Source organism: Janthinobacterium sp. RA13 (genome assembly GCF_000745325.1).
Classification (GTDB): Bacteria; Pseudomonadota; Gammaproteobacteria; order Burkholderiales; family Burkholderiaceae_D; genus Janthinobacterium; species Janthinobacterium rivuli.
On sequence record NZ_JQNP01000001.1, the window covers coordinates 2,212,557 to 2,231,166 of the forward strand.

Here is an 18,610-nt window from a genome sequence, read left to right on the forward strand (position 1 = left end):
CACCCCGGCCCATTTTTGATGAGTTCATGATGAAATCCAGACTGGTTTACCTCGCCCTGTTCAGTACCATTTTCGCCGATGCCGCCGGCATCGGCATCGTCTATCCGACCCTGACCCCGCTGCTGCTGGGCGATGCGTCGCCGCTGTTCGACGCCAGCCAGGGGCCGGCCTTCCGCTCGGCCGTCTACGGCCTGCTGCTGGCCATCTATCCGCTGATGATGTGCCTCGGCTCGCCCTGGCTGGGCGCCCTGTCGGACCGCAAGGGCCGCAAGCCCGTACTTCTGCTGTGCTTGCTCGGCAATGCCGGCGGCATGGCGCTGACCGCCTTTGGCGTCTGGCAAGGCAGCCTGGTACTGATCTGCTGCGGCCGGGCGCTGGCCGGCATCACGGCCGCCAGCCTGCCGGTGGCGCAAGCGGCCATCATCGACCTGAGCACGACCGACAGCAAGGCCGCCAACCTCGCGCTGGTGACGGCCGCCAACGGCATCGGCTTCGTTGCCGGGCCGCTGCTGGGCGGCATCATGCACCAGCAGGGCGCGGCGCTGTGGCTGCCCTATCTCTGGGCGGCGCTGCTGCCGCTGGCCAGCGCCGTGCTTGTCCTGCTGTGCTACACGGATACCCGCGCTTTGTCGACCGACAACACCCATCCGTGGCGCAATCTGTGGCAGATGCTGTGCCGTCCCGAGCTGCGCCATCCCTTGCTGCTGCTGGCCATCTTTTTACTCGGCTACTACATGTATTTCAACTACATGGCCGCGTTTGCGCTGCTGCATTACAGCTTTGACGCCTGGCAGGAAGCCCAGCTGCTGGCGTATTACTCCACCTGCTTTGCCCTTGCCATGCTGTTTATCGTGCCCTGGGCCACCCGCCGCTTTGCGCTGGAGCGCATCCTGCCCATCAGCCTGTCCATCCAGCCGCCGCTGGTCGCTGCCGTGGCCCTGGGCGATGCGCCTGCCGTGCTATGGCTGCTGACCGGCCCGCTGGCGATCGCCGTCGCCACGACCTATGTCTGCCTGCTCAGCATTGCTTCCAACCGCACGCTGACGGAGCGCCAGGGACAGCTGATGGGCTTGATCTCTTCGATCAATGCCCTGGCCTGGGGTGTCGCGCCGCTGATCACGGCGGCCCTGCAGCCCCTGTCGACCTTGCTGCCGATCATGGTGGCCGCGCTGGTCTTGCTCGCTGGCGTGGCGTGCATGCTGCTCGCGCGCCAGCGCCAGCTGCAAGCGGGCGGCGCCAAGTGAACGGCGCGCCACCTGTCATTTCCTACAGGGGTGGCGGGCCGGCGATTGCTGATACATTGCGGCTTTGTCCGAATTAACCTGCTGAAAGGACTGCGATGTCTTCGTCCCCCTACGTCCTCCCCCATCCACTCGGCCTGCGCCGCGTGGTCGTCACAGGCATCGGCATGCTGACCCCGCTGGCGGTGGGCGCCGAGCGCACCTGGCAACGGCTGCTGGCCGGCCACAGCGGCATCGGCGTGCTGGACCGCTTTCCCGCCGCCCACCTGCCGGCGCGCATCGCGGGCCAGCTGCCGGCGGCCGGGGAAGAAGGCGGTTTTCGGCCCGAGGACTGGGTCGAACGCAAGGAACTGAAGAAAATGGATCCGTTCATCGTCTACGCCATCGCCGCAGCCACCGAAGCGCTGCGCGATGCCGGCTGGGCGCCGGCCGAGCTGGCGGAACAGGAACGCAGCGGCGTCATGATCGGTTCCGGCATCGGCGGCCTGCCCGGCATCGAGGGCGCGGCCAGGGCGCTGGAAAATGGCAGCCAGCGGCGCCTGTCGCCATTTTTCATCCCGTCCAACCTGATCAACCTGGCAACCGGACACATCGCCATCCAGCACCATCTGCGCGGCCCGGCGCACGCCACCGTCACCGCCTGCGCCTCGGGCGCGCACGCCATCGGCGATGCGGCGCGCATGATCGCGCTCGACGATGCCGATGTCATGGTTGCCGGCGGCACCGAAGGCACGATCTGCGAGCTCGGCGTGGCGGGTTTTTGCGCCGCCCGCGCCCTCTCCACGGCGTTCAACAATGCGCCCGAGCGCGCCTCCCGGCCCTGGGACCGTGACCGCGACGGCTTCGTGATGGGCGAAGGCAGCGGCGTCATGGTGCTGGAAGAGTACGAACACGCGCGTGCGCGCGGCGCGCGGATGTACGCCGAAGTGATCGGTTATGGCATGTCGGGCGACGCCTACCATGCCGTGGCGCCGCCGGAAGACGGCAACGGCGCGGCCCGCGCCATGCAGGCGGCGCTGCGGCGCGCCCGCCTGGCGCCCGAGTCCATCGATTACATCAATGCGCACGCGACGTCGACCCCCGCCGGCGACCTGGCGGAAATCGCCGCCCTGCGGCACGTGTTCGGCGCCCATCTGCACGGCGGCGTCTCGGTATCCTCGACCAAGTCGGCCATGGGCCACCTGCTGGGCGCTTCCGGCAGCGTGGAAGCCATCCTGTCGGTGCTGGCCTTGCGCGACCAGATCGTGCCGCCCACCTTGAATCTGGACAACCGCGCCGCCGAATGCGAAGGCATCGATCTGGTGGCCGGCAAGGCATACGCCAGGCCGATCCGCCATGTACTGTCGAATTCGTTCGGTTTTGGCGGCACCAATGCCGCGCTGATTTTTGCCGCGCCGCCGGATGCCGCCCCTTGAAGCCAGCGTCAGTTACAGCAGGCGCAAGGCCATCGCCTTGATGACGGCGGCCGTCTTGTTGACGGTATCGAGCTTCTGCAGGGAGTTGCTGATGTGAAAGGTCACGGTGCGTTCGGTAATGTTCAGGATCTCGCTGATGTCGGCCGAGGTCTTGCCATCGGCGCACCAGCGCAGCACTTCCGCCTCGCGCTCGGTCAGCTGGATTTTGGGCGCATCCTTGGCCGGCACGGCGATGGCGTCGGCAAAATGTTCATGCACGACATTGGCAAGCCAGGCCACGCGCAAGGAGAGCACGTCGATTTCCCGCTCCGTCAAGGGTTTGCAGGAGCGGGAAAAACTCAGCAGGCCAACCTGGCCGCTCATGTCGCAAGACGATTGGCCCCAGCCGTAGCGCAAGCCGTGGGCGTGGGCGTCCTCCCAGAACTCACGATTCTCGTCCAGCATTTCGCCGCCCCACAGGATGGGCATCAAGGAGCGGTTGGCGCGGCTGACCGTCGGGTCGGAACGCATGTACGACTGCTCGGAGTAACGGCGCTGCCACGAAACCGGGTAATTATTCACCGTAAACACCTTGGGCCTGGACATCGGCAGACGGCCTTGCAGGCCATAGGCGCAATAATCGAATCCCAGGTCGCCGGCCACACCCACCAGCACTTCGAATATGTCATCCGGCGTGCGGGTAGCAGCCAGATTTTCGATCACACCTTGTTTCCATTCTGCTGCCGGAAGACGCGTTTTTGGGGCGTTGTAAGCGAACATAGAAGTCCTTAGTCAGGGGGGAGAATTTGCCGCGGACTCATCGCGCATGATAAAAAGGCACGTCGGCAAGTCGGCGTATGGTATAGCAAAGTCTGCTTCAAATTCTCACCAAAACGCACTGCCAGCAACATAAATCAGCCCCGCTACCTGTGGTTCCCTACAGTTTTGTATCGGCCGCAATTACACTGTAATAGCCATCCCGTCACAGCCGTCAATAATCATGAAACTCCTTTCAGCCAAATCCGATACGCTTTGCAGTATTTTGAAGTCCGAATTGGAGCACTACCGCTACAAAGTGTTTGTGGAAACCCTGGGATGGGATTTGCCATCGCAGGATGGCAGGGAGACGGACCAGTTCGACCATGACGATACCTACTATGTCATCGCGCGCGATGGCGAGGGCCGCATCAACGGCTGCGCCCGGCTCTTGCCCACCGACCGCCAATATTTACTGGGAGAAATATTTCCCCAGCTAATGGCCGGCCAGGCACCGCCGCGCCATCACGAGATCTGGGAATTGTCCCGCTTCACGTCGATGGACCTGCACGACAACCGCAATACCCTGGAAGACACCTTCCGCCTGCTGCGCAAGGCCATCGCCACGGCGGCGACCTTGGGCGCGCGCCGGATTATTTCCGTCTCCCCCGTCGGCATCGAGCGCCTGCTGCGGCAAGGCGGCTTTTCAACGGAGCGCGCCGGACCGCCGATGCGCGTGAACGGCCACCTGCTGTACGCGTGCTGGATCGATGTGCCGGCCCAGCTCGAGCCGATCAGCGCACTGCCGGCGCGCCTGTGGCGCATGCTCGGCGTGCGCGGCACGGCAGCGCTGCGGGGACAAATCGCCGGCGCCGCTTAGCCGGCTGGCCAGCAGGGTGCGGGACGGAGGCTACCCTGCCTTTGTCCCGGTCCGCAATTGCCGCGTCATGCCGGATTCGTCACGGCCGCCAGCCGCATCTGCTCAAGCAGCCGCTCCTCTTCATCGGTATCGGCGTCGACTTGCGTGACCACGGTCCAGAATCGCGCGCAGGTCCTGATCTGCCCGAAAGCGCCGTGCGTTTCAAGACGCACCATGGTTTTCCTGAGGCTGTGCAGATAGCCTTCCTCGATGGCATCGAGCTGCCCGTCATCGGCCGCGTCGACCAGTTCGAGCAGCGCAGCTTCGATCCTTGCATGTCCTTCCTCCCATAATCGCCCGATTTCCGGCACGTCGACTTCCATGCACTCGTTCGACCAGTCCGGCGGGTAATCACCGCGCTTTCTGTTATCAGGATCGGTGTCAAAGCTCAGCGAAAGGGACGGGAACGATACGGCGTTGAAGGCAAAGGCTGAAAATGCCTGATCCTTGAAAGCAGAGGCGCCAAGCACTGCCAGCGAGGCGCTGGCCAGCTTGAACCAGGTTGCTTCGACGTCGTAGGCCGTTTCAAACGTTTGCCAATCCGGCTGCAAATCGGGAGTCTGGGGCATGGGGGCCTGTCGAAAAAAAATAGCGGTGGATAGTGCAAGGAATTATACGTGCTTAGCCTGGCCTACCGGCTGATGTTCGAGCACCAGGAGGTGCGCCAGTTCCCCACCCCGCAGGCCACGGGGGAACGCATCCATCAAATGCCACGTCACATCGTCGTCTGGCAAATCGAGCAGCCAGTCGCGGCGCGGTCGCGGGAACGGTGCGCCCTGGGGCAGCCACGCCTGGCGCCAGTACTGGTTGACGGTCGCCTGCAGCGGATGGTCGGCCGCTACCCACGGTTGCCAGACGCCGCTGACCGGACACGCTTGCCCGCAAGCACAGCTCAACCATGGCTCGGGCCGTGCCACCTCGCGCAGCAAGCCGCGCACTGCGCGCGGTTCCACTGCCCCATGGTTATGCCGTATCGTCAGACACTGTTCCCACGTCACGCTGCCATAACGGCTCTTCCCATCAGCATCGAGCACGCTGAAATGGCGGAACTCTTCGCCTTTACGCAGCAACCGGGCCGGCTCCGTCAAACCCTGCCCAGCGGCCGGTTGCCAATATGCGGAAAACGGCGCGGTCGGCGCGTCGCTGTGCAAGCCGGTGCGGCGCAGGGCATAGTCGGCTGCCAGGAAATACGGCTTTTGTAACAGCGAGGCGGCGCTTGGTTTCGGGATGGCTGGCGGCGGGCGCACGCCCATGGCGGCGTCGAGCAGGCTCTTTCGTTGACCATCCCACGGCGGCAGATCGGCCGGCGGCAATGGCAAGATTTTATCGAGGTTGGGGAAGCGGCGATTGGGGTTGAAGCCGAGGGCGTTACTAAGCATACGATATCGCGCTCCACGAGCCTTATCCACATATGGCGCCAGCATATCGGCAAGATCAAAAGGCGAACCGAATTCAATTGCCAAGGCATTTGCACAATCCTCACAACCAAACTTAACACCTTCATGCAATACCATTAATGCACGATTTTTTGTTTCAGCGTTACGCCGTCCATTTATTTCTCCACTGGCAGCACGCGGAGACACATACAAAAAATGCAATTGATAGGCTGCTAAACCGTTTCCTTGGCCAAAAGCGCATTCCAACATCTTTGTCGCTACCGGGTGTTTTGGACCAATAACCCGCGCCCTCACTACTCGGTCCCACTTTTAATTTACCCGCCAAAAATTCCATCGCTTGCGGATTTCCCATCTGTGCCGCCTTTTGCCAGAACGCATAGGCGCGAGTGATGTCGCCGTTGACGCCCGTACCATTCGCATAATACGTTCCCATCCGGTCATAGGCGGCAGGTATGCCGAGCCGCATCGCCTTTTCCACCAGTTGCACCGCTTCTTCCTCTCCATGCAAGGGATCACGCCCTTCCACATACAGGCTGGCCAGATTGAGCATCGCCTTCCAGTGCAAACGCTGCGCCGCTTGACGCGTCAGATCGACGATTTTTTTGTAATCGCGGTCTTCCACGAAAATTTCAGGATCTTCCATGGCGCGCGCTTCGAGGAACCAGTCCTCGGCTTGCGCATCGATGGGCGGCACCTTGCTCGCCTCGGTTTCACAGATAAAATCCGCGACATGCGGATTGAAAAGTGGCAGGCTTTGGTTGCGTGGCGGGACTTTGTCGTTAGGCATTTTGCAGGCAATCAAAGGAACACAGAGAAGAACTGCCAACGCAAAAAATGGCAGGCGAAAAAAGACGGTATTTTTTTTACTCATGATCATCCCAAACGTATGGTGGAGCTGCGCGTGTCTTCCAATGGCAACAGGAAACCGGTCATTTTCTTTAAATCTGAATTTCCAGATTTATTGAATTTTTTCTTGCGATTTGCACCCATCAACTCCACCCATTTCCCGAACGCCGACACAATCTCCGCCTTCGTCCCGCCCCCGCCATCGACCAGTCCCCCGCTATGCATGCGCCACACCCGCTTGCGCAAATCGTGGGCCACGCGGCGGTCGATGGTGGCGATATTGATTTCGCTGTCGACGGCCATGCTGCGCTGGTTCAGGTTGGCGCTGCCCAAGGTCATGAACACGTCGTCGACCAGCATCAATTTGGAATGGATGTAGATTTCACGGTAGCGCCAGCGGTCGTTGTCGAACGCGCTGACATTGAGCATCGCCACCGACACCTTCAATCCGAATTCGCTTTCGAGCGTCATCACGCCGGGTTTGTTGATACCGTTGGAATGCCGCACCACGTCGGGCAACTTGACTTCAACCTCGTTGGTGATGCCGAATCCGCCTCTGACAGGCCGGGTTTTCGGCTGCTTGTTGTAGTCGTCGATCATGGTGTTTTGACCCGTCATGCCAGCATGCTGCCCCAGCGCCGCCAGCGTGTCGTGGGTGCGCGGCACCATCTGCGCGCGTTCTGGCACGGGGATGACGATGAATACGTGCATGACTGGCATATCACGCATGGTCTTGCCAGCTTTCAGGCTTCCGGCCTTCCAGGCGGCGACCACCTTCTTGCGCTCGGCCAGCAAGTGCCGGGCCCATTCTTCATACTGGAAATACTGATTTTCCACATACAGGTAGCCGGCCGCCAGGCTGGCCTGGGTCACGGCTCGAAAATAGGTTTCCTTGATCGTCTTGTCCTGCTCCTCGGGCTGGGTCAGGACGATCTGCACGGTGGAGTCGTCCGGCCCGGCCTCGCGCAACAGCTGGGCCGGCGGGTTTTTACATGACGAATACCAACTCACGCATTCCCCGGCGGCCTGATGCGTGCGGTCGTCGATCGCGCGGTCCCATGCCTTCACGAAATTGTTGTACAGCGCGATCAATGCCTTGCCACCGTCGATGCGGCAGGCATAATCCTGGTACGGTTTCAGCGTGGCGAACCCGCCGTCCGCGGCCATTCCCTGCAAACACTCGCGCCGCTCGTTGACACCGCCCTGTTCGCGGCGCGTATCGTCGAGCAGATGGGCCGTCGTATCCCAATAATCGGTCACCGAGTTCAGGCCCATTACATAGCCGACGGCCTTGGATCCCATTTCGTGGGAGAAATCGATCAGGACCGGCTTCTGGTGATGCGTGCCCAGGTATTGCATGCCGGGCTTTTCAATTTCCCCCATCGTCAAGCCGCGCGGCTGGTTGATTTCGGTCGCGATACTCTTGCTGATCGCGGCGCTGTCGCCGTGCCGCAAGCGAATCTCCAGGCCCTCCAACAAGCCATGGAACGCGGCCGCATACCAGCTGTGGCAATATTCTTCACGCGCCAGCATCGGGATATCCTCGGGCCGGACGATATCGCCCCTGAAAGCACTGCTTAAAACAAGTTTTTTTCTGACTGCCTCCTGCAACATCGCCAGGCTGGCTCTGGCGCTGATGTCGTCGGCGCGCTGTCCACCGGTTTTCCATGGCGAGGTGCCGTGCGAATGGCCCGGCATATTGTGCACCATCGGCGAACCGAGCCGGTCATACCAGATCAGCAAGTCGCCAAACGTGTCGCCACGCGGCCAGGTGGCGCTGTTGCCGCGCACCAGTTCCATGCCCGGATCGAAGCCCCAGCAGCACAGGTCGATGGAATTTTTAGCCCTGGCGATCTCGGCGGCGATGTCGGCGAACCCCTCCTGTCCGCAAATGAACAGCGTCAGCTTGTTGTTGTGTGTGATCGGGTGGCTGGCCTTGCCCTTCAGGTTGCGGTTTTCCAGCAGCCACTGGAGCGAACTCGTCGCAGTGCGTCCGACTTCGTCGATATGGGTGGTTTCGATGCGGCTGGTCGATTCCGGCATGGTGCTCTCCCGTCAGTGTTGTGAATCATTGAACCCCGCGGCCATCGGCGGTGTCGTCGAACGCGCGCAAGCCGCGGTTCGACAGCTTCTGTTCGCCGTCCGGCGCCGCGTTCGGGTCGAAGCGTGCGCTCGCTTGCAATGAAAACTCTTCGCCATTGCCAAGGACGACACGGTAGCGCGGCGTGCCGTCCTGGTGCGCGATCAGGATGCGGCCGAATTCGTCGGTCAGGCCTTGCTCGACTTCGGCCTCCCCGTTGTACAGCGTGTACGGCACATGCGCGTACTGACCGCCATCCGCATGGGCCTGTATCGTATGCTGCAATTGCCCCGCTACCGGCGCGATGGGCGGTTCCAGCTCCGGTTGCGGCCGGTTCTTGGGCGCCAGCGTTTCCAGGTTTCCATGGAACAGCGTCGGCGACGCGGTAAAAAACTGCACCTTGTCGCTAATTTCAAGCATGCAATCGGCGCCATGCAGGCGCACGCCTTTGCGGCCGCGAATATTCACCCAGTCGGCCTGGCTGATCAACTCCAGCACCTTGTTGGCGACGATATCGACCGCATCGGTTTGCGCCGCGATCTGTACCGGGCCAGCTGCGGCGATCAGTTTCATTCCCGCCTTGTGGACGAACAGGCGCAGCGCTGCGCCGATGCTGGCGAACAGACCGCCGCCGGCCGCCAGCGACAGGTCGCACCCGGCCGTCAGCGCGGTGTGCCCGGCGCTGGCGATGTGCGTCGATTGCGCGGTCGTCGTTTCGATACCGGCCGGACTGGCCAGTACCAGATGCGGCTTTGATAATTCAGGAAATGCGCTTTCGCCACTGCCGCCACCGCCCTTGATCCCGGCATTCTGGGCTTTCAGCACATCGGCGGCGGCGCCCTGCTGGGCGGCGCTTTCTTGCGCGCCGTAATGCTGCGCCAGGGCGGCAAGCGCCTTGTGCCGCTCAGCAGCCTCGGCCAACCGGCGCAAGGTTTCATCCATGCTCTTGATATGCGAAGCGGCGCCAGGGCGTGCTTCGGTGGTCAGCAACATGCCGCGGCCGGCGCGCGCCACACCCCAGGCGTCTGACGCCAGTTCCCAGCCCTCGCCACGCGCATCCTTGCGCCCGCTGGCGTCTTCGATGCGGCTGATGCAGCCGAGCGACAATTGGCTGTGCTGATGATCGCTTTTCAGTTGCGCCTGGATGCGCTGGTGCGTGTCATCGAGCACCAGCTGGTTGCCGCGCACGCCGTAGCCGCCGCCAGGCATCAGCTCGGCGCTGCGCCAGCCGCCCAGTACGCATTGCCCCGGCAAATTCCACGGCGGCGCATGGTTGCCGTTGTACACCGCGCCGACAATGACGGGACGGTCGATATTGCCGTCGAGAAACTGGATCAACACTTCCTGGCCAATGCGCGGCAACGCGATCTGGCCGAACGCCTGGCCCGCCCATGGCGTCATGACCCTGATCCATGGCGAACTGCCCGCGTCGAACTTGCCCAGCCGGTCCCAGTGGAATTGCACCTTCACCCGGCCCAGCGCGTCGGTATGGATGGTTTCGCCTGCCGGCCCGGTGACGATCGCCGTCTGCACGCCGGGCAAGGCACAAGGCGTGCTGTTGAAGTGCCGACCCGGATACCAGCGGATGCTCTTGCGGATGCAGCTAAAACGGTTTTCATACCGCGACTTCGCGCCCGTCCCAGTCTGGTAATTGTTGCTGGCGATATGATCGACCGACAGGATCAGGTATTCGCGCGAGCGGACGTCCGGGCGCGCCGCTTCCCCTCTGGCGGCCATGGCTTGCTCGCCGCTGAAGTGTCCGCCCAGCGTGAAACTGCGCCCGGCCTGGGCGCAGCGGTGATTGCCGCCAGCCTCGAAGTATTGCGCCTGGCAGTTATGCTCCTCCAGGCGGCGTTGCGCCAGCGCTTCGCCGTCGCCCATGTCGGCATAGCCATAGCCGGTGTTTTGATACAGTTCATGGGCAAACACGTCGCCCTGCTGGTGCAGCGCATGGCCGCTGGCGCGGCTGGCATACGGCTGCTTGTAGTTGAAACTGGCCAGCGTGAGCGAGCCTGAAGCGATCTTCCGTATTGCCTGCCAATCGCGTATGCCGTCGCCCTCCAGCGAGCCCGCGCCGCTGCGAAACACCATCTCGTCGGCGACACTGGCATCGCCGTCGCCTGGATCGATGCTGTCGCTGAGCCAGGTATTGTCGCCCAGACACAGCGTATGACCGTCGGCGCGATGTTCATACCAATAATGAAGTCCCTGGTCTTCCCAGCGCCGGTGCAGATGGTTGTAATCGGTTTCATTATGCTGGTTGGCGCAGCTTAATATCGCTTTTTCCTCATGCAGCCGGTTTTGCCAGTCGCGCTGCACATAATGATCGAAAGTCGTTTCGCTGATGTCGATGACCGTGCGTTCATGGAACGAGACGTTGTCCATGCGCAGCCTGGACAACGCCAGCCAAGGTTGCAGCACCATCTGGTAGAACGCGAAACCGCCATCGCTGCGCAACAAGCGAAATTCGCCGACATAACCATTAAAATGGCGCAAGCTGCCGTCATCGCGCACCATCGAAATCGTGACCATGCGTCCCATCATTGCTGTCAGGGGAACGTGGAGATTGTCGGACAGCAGTTCGACGTCGAAGCGAAAGTCGCGTGACATTTCCTCGTGTGCGCGCAAACTGTTGACCAGCAGCGCGGTATCGGGCGGGCCATCGTCGCGCGGAAAATCCATGCGCAGCAAGCGGCTGTCCTGGTCTCGCCAGTTCGCTCCGAAAAGGCGCGCCAGATCGGCTGCCAGCCCGCCATCATCCTCCATATCGCCTCCTTCGGATAGTTCCCCTAAGCCATGCTAACCATGGTGAACGCTGGCATCTTGATGGAACTCAAACTAGTTGCCCAAACGTAAAAAAGCCGCATCGGCCCTGCGGCGGATGCGGCTTTTATCCCAGCTGGGAAAAATTACTTCTTGGAAGCTTTCGGATACTTGATCGTCATTTCCTTGAGCAAGTTATCGGCGTGGTCCACTTCCTTCATCACCCACAGCATGTAGCGGATGTCGAGGTGGATGGCGCGCGTGATGGCCGTGTCGAAGTACCAGTCCTTGGTGATCGATTCATACGTCGAATCGAAGTTCAGGCCGATCAGTTCGCCACGCTTGTTCATCACGGCCGAGCCGGAATTGCCGCCCGTGGTGTCGGCGCTGGTGAGGAAGTTGACGGGAACCGTGCCCAATGCCGGGTCGCGGAACTGGCCGTAGCGTTTTTGCTTGACGGCGTCGAGCAGCGCTTGCGGCGCTTCGAATGGGGCCTTGCCCGTGACTTTCTCGACGATGCCTTCCACGGTCGTGAACGGGCCTTTGCTGAGGCCGTCGCGCGGCGAGTACGGCGAGACCGTACCGTACGTCACGCGCAGGGTCGAGTTCGCGTCAGGATACACAGGCTTGCCTTGCGACTTCTTCCACGCGATCACGGCTTGCATGTATTGCGGAATCACGCGTTCCAGATTGCCGTCGATTTCCTTGCGGCGCTCTTCCAGCGCCGCCTCGACCGGCTGCAGCTTGATGGCCAGCGCCATGAAGGCGTCGTCGGACTGGGCAACGGCGGCCTGGTCCTTTTCCAGCCAGGCCAGGCGCTTGGCCGTGTCAGCCAGCTGCGTCTGCTGGTACAGGGCCGCCACGGCGCCTGGGGCCGGCAGCAGCGCGTCCAGGCCTTGCGGATGACTCTTCGCCGCCAGTTGCGCGTAACGCTTCAGGCCAGCCTCAAAACGTGCCTGGTCGACCTTGTTGACGTACGACTGTTCCAGGCGGGTCAGGCGGGCCTTGATGAAGGCCAGGTCGCGCTGCTGGAAGCCCGATTCGCGCTCGGCGTCCGCTTTCTGGCGCTCCAGCGACAAACGGTAGAGGGTGCGCGCGCTTTTCAGCAAGTCGCTGTTGGTGGCCACGCTCCAGGCGAACTCTTCTTCGCTCAAGGCCATGTCGCTGGCGATGGCCGCGTCCAGTTCCGCCAGCAGGGTAGTCGACACGTTCGGCTGCTTGGCGTACCAGGCGCGGAACTCGGCATCTTGCACATCCTTGATGGCGGCGATATCCTTGCGCGCGAAACCGTCGAGCAAGCCCTGGGTTTTCTTCAGCACGTTGTTGATGCTTTTCACCACGCTGGCATAGCGCACGGCAGCGGCCGCGTCGCCATTCGTGGCGTCGGCCATCACGGCCAGGTCGGCTTGCAGTTCGGACACTTTCAACGGGAAGGCCGTATCGCGGGCAAAACGGATTTCCGCCGGCAGCTTGTAGCGGCTGGTGCGGCCGGGGTAGCCCGCCAGCAAGATGCCGTCACCGGCTTTCAAGCCTTCGGCCGAGACCACCAGGAAATCCTTCGATTTGTACGGCACGTTGTCGGGCGACGGGTCGGCCGGACGGCCATCCTTGCCCACGTAGGCGCGCAGGAACGAGTAATCGCCCGTGTGGCGCGGCCATTCGTAGTTGTCGATGTCGCCGCCGAAGTTGCCGATCTTGTCCGATGGCGCGTAGACCAGGCGCACGTCGCGTATCATCATCTGGCGGATGCGGTAGTACTCGAGGCCGCGGTGGAAGGCGGGCACGGAGCAGCGGTACATCTTGTCCGTTTCGCATTCGGCGATCAGGTCCTTGACGCGCTTTTCCACGGCTTCGTGGCGCGCGCGGCCGCTCATGTCGGCCGTCAAGCCTTTCAGCACGCGGTCGCTGACGTTTTCCACCTTGTCCGTCACATACACGAGGCTGTTCGGACCGCCCGGCAGCTCGCTAGCGCGCGTCTTGGCCAGGAAGCCGTTGGTGATGTAATTGTGTTCCGGCGTGGAATTGCGCTGCACGGCGCCATACGCGCAGTGGTGGTTCGTCACCACCAGGCCGGCGTCGGAAACGAAAGCGGCCGAGCAGCCGCCCAGCGACACGATGGCGCTCATCGGGTGTTTGCTCAGGTCGGCCAGTTTTTCCGCAGGAATTTCAATGCCGACCCGTTTCAGTTCGGCTTTCAGCTGTGGCAGCTGGTGTGGTTGCCACTGCCCTTCGTCAGCGTGTGCGCCGGCGAACGCGCCCATCAAGGCGACTGGTAATACGATTGTCTTGAACAAGATTTGCTCCTCCATAAAAAGCAGGCGAAAGTATAGCCTGTCCAGGCGGCATGAGCCGGCAAAAATTATCCCGATGCAATTTCTGTATCAGCCGGCCGGCCGCCCCGTGCCCTGCAAGGGGATCTGCAGGGACAGCCGGCAACCGGCGCCCGAGGCCGGCAAGCCCACCTCGAACTGGCCGCCCAGCGCCGTCACCCGCTCGGCGATGCCGATCAGGCCAAAGCACTGTTTTTTACGCTGCTGCTGCGGCGTGATGCCGATGCCGTTGTCGCTGATGGCCACGTACACGGCGCAGGCATCCGAACTGAGCTCGATCTCGACCAGGCTGGCCTGGGCATGGCGCATGACGTTGCTGAGCGCTTCTTGCACGATGCGGAACAGCACGATCTCGACCTGGCTGCCGATGGCGGAAAACAGCGCCTCGTCGCGTATCAGCAACTGGCAAGCGACGCCGCTGCGCTTGCGGAAGTCGCCCACCTGCCACTCGATGGCGGCCTGCAAGCCCAGGTCCAGCGCCATCGGGCGCAGCTCGTTCATGATGCCGCGTACGCTCTTGATGGTGGTGTCGACGTTGCTGAGCACGGCGCCGACCCGGCGGTGCAGGCGCGGATGGGAACCTTCCGTGCGGGCGCTGAGCATGGAAATATCGATGCGCAGCGCCAGCAGGTTTTGCCCCAGTTCATCGTGGATATCGCGCGAGATGCGCTTGCGCTCGTCTTCCTTGGCCGTTTCCAGGTGCAGCGCCAGCTGGCGCAGCTGCGCATGCGACTGGCGCAGGGCGCCGTCCATCAGCTTGCGTTCGGTAATGTCCGTGTGCGCCACCACCACGCGCAGCGGCCCTTCGCCAAGAAAACGGCTGACCCTGGCCTGCGACCAGCGGGGGCCTGAGCGCGTGGCAAACTCATACTCGAGCGCAAACGCGTCCGCATTGCCGGCAATCACGGCGCGGATGCCGGCGGCCAGCTCGCGCCCGGCGCTGCGCTGCCAGCGCGGGTCCGTTTCGCAAAATTCCAGGTACTGCAGCGGCTGCGGCGTTTGCCCGACGAAGGCCAGGCAAGCCTGGTTGGCATGCACGACGCGGCCGGCCCGGTCCAGCACCAGCACGCGGTCCGTCAGGGAATCGATGGTAGCGTGAAAGAAGCGCTCGGCATCGCGCAAGGCTTCCTGCGCCCGCTCGCGCTGATGCACTTCCAGCTGCAGGTGCTGGTTGGCCCGCAGCAATTCGGCAGTGCGGTCGACCACCCGCTGGTCCAGCTCGCGGTGCAGTTCGCGCAAGTCCGCCTCGGCCAGCTTGCGCTCGGTGATATCGGAAAACACGCCGACAAAATGGCTGATCGCGCCATCCGGGCTGCGCATGGGCGTGATCGACAGCGATTCGACGAAACGCTCGCCATTCTTGCGCCGGTTCACCAGTTCGCCATACCAGCTGCCATCCTGGTGCAGGCTGCGCCACATGGCTTCATAGAAATGCGGCAAATGCGTGCCGCCGCCGAGGAAGGACGGATCGCGCCCGATGGCTTCCTCCGCCTGGTAGCCGGTGATGGTGGTGAAGGCGGGGTTGACGGAAATGATGCGGTTGGCGCTGTCCGTCACCAGCACGCCTTCGCGGATGCTGTCGAGAATGACAAATGCGCGCCGCAAGGCCGATTCGCGCGCGTGCTCGTCGCCCAGGTCCGTCACCAGCATGCGCGCCGTGGCGCTGTCCGCATCGTAATTGGCTTCGATGCGCACCATGCCGCGCATGCCGCCCGCTTCGCCTTCGAACAGCGGCGCTTCGAGCACCTGGCGCGCGCCACCCGTGAAGACGGCGTCGAGGAAGAGCCGGAAGCCGCCCTGCGCCTGGGGCGCGACGAATTGTTCGAAACGCCGCCCCAGCAGCCGGTTCTTGTCACGTTGCAACAAGCCGCAGGCCGCCACGTTGACACGCGTGATGACGCCTTCGCGCGCCAGCGAGAAATAGCTGACGGGCGCCTGCTCATACAGCTGCGCATAACGGTCGCGGCTGCTTTCATATTCATTCTTCAGTTGCTCCAGTTCGGCCAGGGCCGCACTCTGCATTTCCAGCTCAATCTGGCTGACCTGCAACTCATGCAGCTGGCGCATCACCTCTTCATTCGACTGCGGCACGGGCTGGCGCTGCTGCGCCGCCAATTGCTCGGCCTGCTCTCGCAATCTGGCCGGCACGCTCTCCTCGTCGAATGGTTCGTTCATGACACGTTCTCGCCGCTATTGCCTGCCGCCGCGGCGCCGGACTGGATCTGGCGCAACTGGGCTTCCAGCAGCTTCGATTCGGTAATGTTGATAAAAGTCACCACCACGCCATCGATCACATTTTCGATCGTACGGTACGGCATGATGCGCACGTTGTACCAGCGTCCCGTCTTGGTTTCCACCTGCCGTTCGCAAAACACGAGACTGCGGATCACTTCCAGCGCATCGTCTTCCAGGCCTGGATAATCGAGGTCGTTGACGATGTCGCTGAGCGGACGGCGCAAGTCCGTCTGGATCAGCTTGTAGATTTGCATGGCCGGCGCCGTGAAGCGGCGGATGCGCAGGGCGCTATCGAGGAAAATGGTGGCGATATCGGTACTGTTGAGCAGGTTCTTCATGTCGCTGTTGACCAGCGACAAATCATCGACCTTCGATTGCAGCTCGGCATTGACCGTGTACAACTCTTCGTTGAGCGACTGCATCTCTTCCTTCGAGGTGGTCAGTTCCTCGTTCGTCGATTGCAGCTCTTCATTGGTCGATTGCAATTCCTCGTTGGCCGATTTGAGTTCCTCGCGCGAGGTCTGCATCTCGTCGCGCACGGCCTGGATTTCATTGCGCGCCTGCGCCAGCTGCTGTTCCAGTTCCAGCACCTTGGGGTTCGGCGAGCGGCCCCGGCGCGCCTCGGCCACCAAAGGCACGCTGGAAAACGTGACGAAGACCATGCCGCGCAAGGATTCAGGCTGGCTCAGCGCTTCGGCGCTCAAGTCCACGCCCAGCGACTGCCCCAGATGGTCCTTGACCACCAGCCCCTTCAGGCGCACCACGCTTTCGCTTTGCAGCGCTTGCTTGATGAGACCGGCCAGCTCATAGCGCAAGCCTTCGCGCGCCATCGCATGGATATTCCAGTTGGCCTTGCCGGCTGCCGGTTCGAGGAAGGCGCCCGTGCGGCCGTTGATATACAGGATGTCGCCATCCTGGTTCAGCAGCGCGGCGGCAGGCGAATATTTCTGGAGCAATAATTGCTCGACATGGGATTGAATCTTTCCAGTCATGCTGACTTCTCTCGTGTCGCTAGGTGTAGGGGGGGATGCCAACGATACCTTGGTAGGGAAATACGTGGGCAGGCGCTGGCGCGCCAGGTTGTCGAGACGGCGATACAGCCGGGTCGACGTGGTCAGCGGCGAAAACAGGTCGGAAAAATGACCGGGCGTGTCGGCGCTGCCCAGCAGCAAAATCCCGTCACGGTTCAGGGCGTAATGAAACAAGGGTATCAAACGCTGCTGCAGCTTGGCATTGAGATAAATCAACAAATTGCGGCAGCACAGTATGTCGAGCTTGGTGAACGGCGGGTCCGAAATGATGTTTTGCTGGGCAAAGATAATCGTGTTGCGGATCTCTTTTTTCACGTGATAGTCGTTCTTGTCACGCAAGAAGAAACGCCCGAGGCGCTCGGCCGACACATCGCTGCTGATGCTGTGCGGAAAGCGTCCCTGGCGCGCGCGGTCAATGGCGTCGGCCGACAGGTCGGTGGCAAAAATCTGCAAGCTGTATTTCGACGGCGGATTGCTGCTGGCCACCACTTCATGGAACACCATGGCCAGCGAATACGCTTCCTCACCCGTGGAACAGGCGGGCACCCAGGCCTTGAAGGCGCGTCCGTCCGGATGGGCCGCCAGCATTTGCGGCAAGGCCACCATCTTCAGGTATTCCCATACCTTGGGGTCGCGGAAGAAACTCGTCACGCCGATCAGTAATTCCTTGAACAGCAAGTCGATCTCGGCCGGATTGGCGCGCAAATACGGCACGTAATCTTCCATCGACGTCATTTGATACAAGCTCATGCGCCGCTCGATGCGCCGCAGCACCGTGTTGATCTTGTAATCGGTAAAACTGTTGCCCGTATGTTCGGACAGCAAGGCGACAATTTCTTGCAGTGAATTGCGCCCGTTCGGCTCATGGCCCGGCAGGCTGAGGAAGCTGCTGCGGAACAGATAGGTGATGATCTTGTCCGGCATCTTGTCGGGAAAATCGACCAGGTCGACCACTTCCGCGGCAATCGCGCTCTGCGGCATCATGTCGAACTTGGCCGTATCGGGGTGCTGGGCCAGGGTCAGGCCGCCTGCCTGCTTGATCGCCAGCAAGCCGCGCGTGCCGTCGTTGCCCATGCCGGAAAAGATCACGCCGACAGCCAGTTCGCCCAGTTCACTGGCAAGGTTTTCGAAAAAGGTGTTGATGGGCAAGCGGTGCCCGCGCAGCTGCACCGGCTCGCTGAGCACGAAACGCCCCTTCGACAGGCCCAGGTCGGCATTTGACGGGATCACATAGATATGATTCGGCCGCAATTCCGCCTGGTGCGTGATTTCCGTGACGGGAATGCTGGTGGCGCGCTGCAGCAGTTCCGGCAGCATGGCCTTTTGCGTGGGATCGAGATGCTGAATCACCACATAGGCAATCCCGCTTTCCTGCGGCACGTTCGCCAGGAAAGCGACGATGGGATCGAGCCCGCCGGCGGATGCGCCAATGGCCACCACAGGACAAACGATGGTGGCCACTTCGGGGACGGAGGCATTGCTGTGTTTACTGCGTGTCATCGTCGGCAAGAATCCAGCCACGGCCAAAGCGTCAGGCTGGGAATTGATAATCTTGCATTCTAGCACTCAAGATGCGCGGCAAAACGCGAATTTGGCGCAGGGAGTTTCCTGCGCCTGC

General features: G+C 62.0%; 12 protein-coding genes. 3 read left to right on the plus strand and 9 right to left on the minus strand.

Going from position 1 to position 18,610, the window contains the following annotated elements; all coding sequences use genetic code 11:
* The first annotated feature begins 26 nt into the window (after window positions 1-26).
* Both FG13_RS09705 and fabF read left to right on the plus strand, forming a co-directional pair.
* A complete protein-coding gene (locus tag FG13_RS09705) occupies window positions 27-1,244 on the plus strand; it encodes an MFS transporter (RefSeq protein WP_081922513.1) in 1,218 nt (405 codons plus the stop codon).
* A 95-nt stretch (window positions 1,245-1,339) separates the two neighbouring features.
* A complete protein-coding gene (fabF, locus tag FG13_RS09710) occupies window positions 1,340-2,656 on the plus strand; it encodes a beta-ketoacyl-ACP synthase II (RefSeq protein ID WP_200880264.1) in 1,317 nt (438 codons plus the stop codon).
* A 12-nt stretch (window positions 2,657-2,668) separates the two neighbouring features.
* Here fabF and FG13_RS09715 read toward each other — a convergent pair whose 3' ends face one another.
* Window positions 2,669-3,358 carry a LuxR family transcriptional regulator gene (locus FG13_RS09715; RefSeq protein WP_051958844.1) on the minus strand — a complete coding sequence of 230 codons (690 nt, stop codon included), beginning with the start codon at window positions 3,356-3,358 and terminating at the stop codon, window positions 2,669-2,671.
* A 319-nt stretch (window positions 3,359-3,677) separates the two neighbouring features.
* On the opposite strand from FG13_RS09715, the gene FG13_RS09720 reads away from it, so the two are divergent.
* Window positions 3,678-4,271: an acyl-homoserine-lactone synthase gene (locus FG13_RS09720; protein ID WP_225241929.1), complete on the plus strand. Its 594-nt coding sequence runs from the start codon at window positions 3,678-3,680 to the stop codon at window positions 4,269-4,271.
* Window positions 4,272-4,336: 65 nt separating this feature from the next.
* Here the strand turns inward: FG13_RS09720 and FG13_RS09725 are convergent, their stop codons facing one another.
* From FG13_RS09725 to FG13_RS09755, 8 genes are all read right to left on the minus strand, one after another.
* Window positions 4,337-4,879: a hypothetical protein gene (locus tag FG13_RS09725; RefSeq protein ID WP_035820429.1), complete on the minus strand. Its 543-nt coding sequence runs from the start codon at window positions 4,877-4,879 to the stop codon at window positions 4,337-4,339.
* Between the two features lie 42 nt (window positions 4,880-4,921).
* Window positions 4,922-5,956, minus strand: coding sequence for a DUF6396 domain-containing protein (locus tag FG13_RS28900; RefSeq protein ID WP_327062289.1), 1,035 nt, complete (start codon window positions 5,954-5,956; stop codon window positions 4,922-4,924).
* The gene (locus FG13_RS28905; protein WP_161784172.1) at window positions 5,850-6,578 is read right to left on the minus strand and encodes a tetratricopeptide repeat protein; all 729 of its coding nucleotides are present in this window, start codon (window positions 6,576-6,578) and stop codon (window positions 5,850-5,852) included. The genes FG13_RS28900 and FG13_RS28905 overlap by 107 nt, the downstream gene beginning before the upstream one ends.
* 2 nt (window positions 6,579-6,580) lie before the next feature.
* Window positions 6,581-8,596 (minus strand): phospholipase D-like domain-containing protein, encoded by a 2,016-nt coding sequence (locus FG13_RS09735; protein ID WP_035820430.1) that lies wholly within the window; start codon window positions 8,594-8,596, stop codon window positions 6,581-6,583.
* 25 nt (window positions 8,597-8,621) lie between these two features.
* Window positions 8,622-11,399, minus strand: a complete 2,778-nt coding sequence (locus tag FG13_RS09740) for a type VI secretion system Vgr family protein (protein WP_152598729.1) — start codon at window positions 11,397-11,399, stop codon at window positions 8,622-8,624.
* Between the two features lie 143 nt (window positions 11,400-11,542).
* On the minus strand, window positions 11,543-13,690 hold the full coding sequence (locus FG13_RS09745; protein WP_442905201.1) for a S46 family peptidase: 2,148 nt from the start codon (window positions 13,688-13,690) through the stop codon (window positions 11,543-11,545).
* Between the two features lie 87 nt (window positions 13,691-13,777).
* Window positions 13,778-15,901, minus strand: coding sequence for a sensor histidine kinase (locus FG13_RS09750; RefSeq protein WP_235211708.1), 2,124 nt, complete (start codon window positions 15,899-15,901; stop codon window positions 13,778-13,780).
* Window positions 15,898-18,492 carry a chemotaxis protein CheB gene (locus FG13_RS09755; protein WP_051959590.1) on the minus strand — a complete coding sequence of 865 codons (2,595 nt, stop codon included), beginning with the start codon at window positions 18,490-18,492 and terminating at the stop codon, window positions 15,898-15,900. Before FG13_RS09755 ends, FG13_RS09750 begins: the two co-directional genes overlap by 4 nt.
* Window positions 18,493-18,610 lie beyond the last annotated feature (118 nt).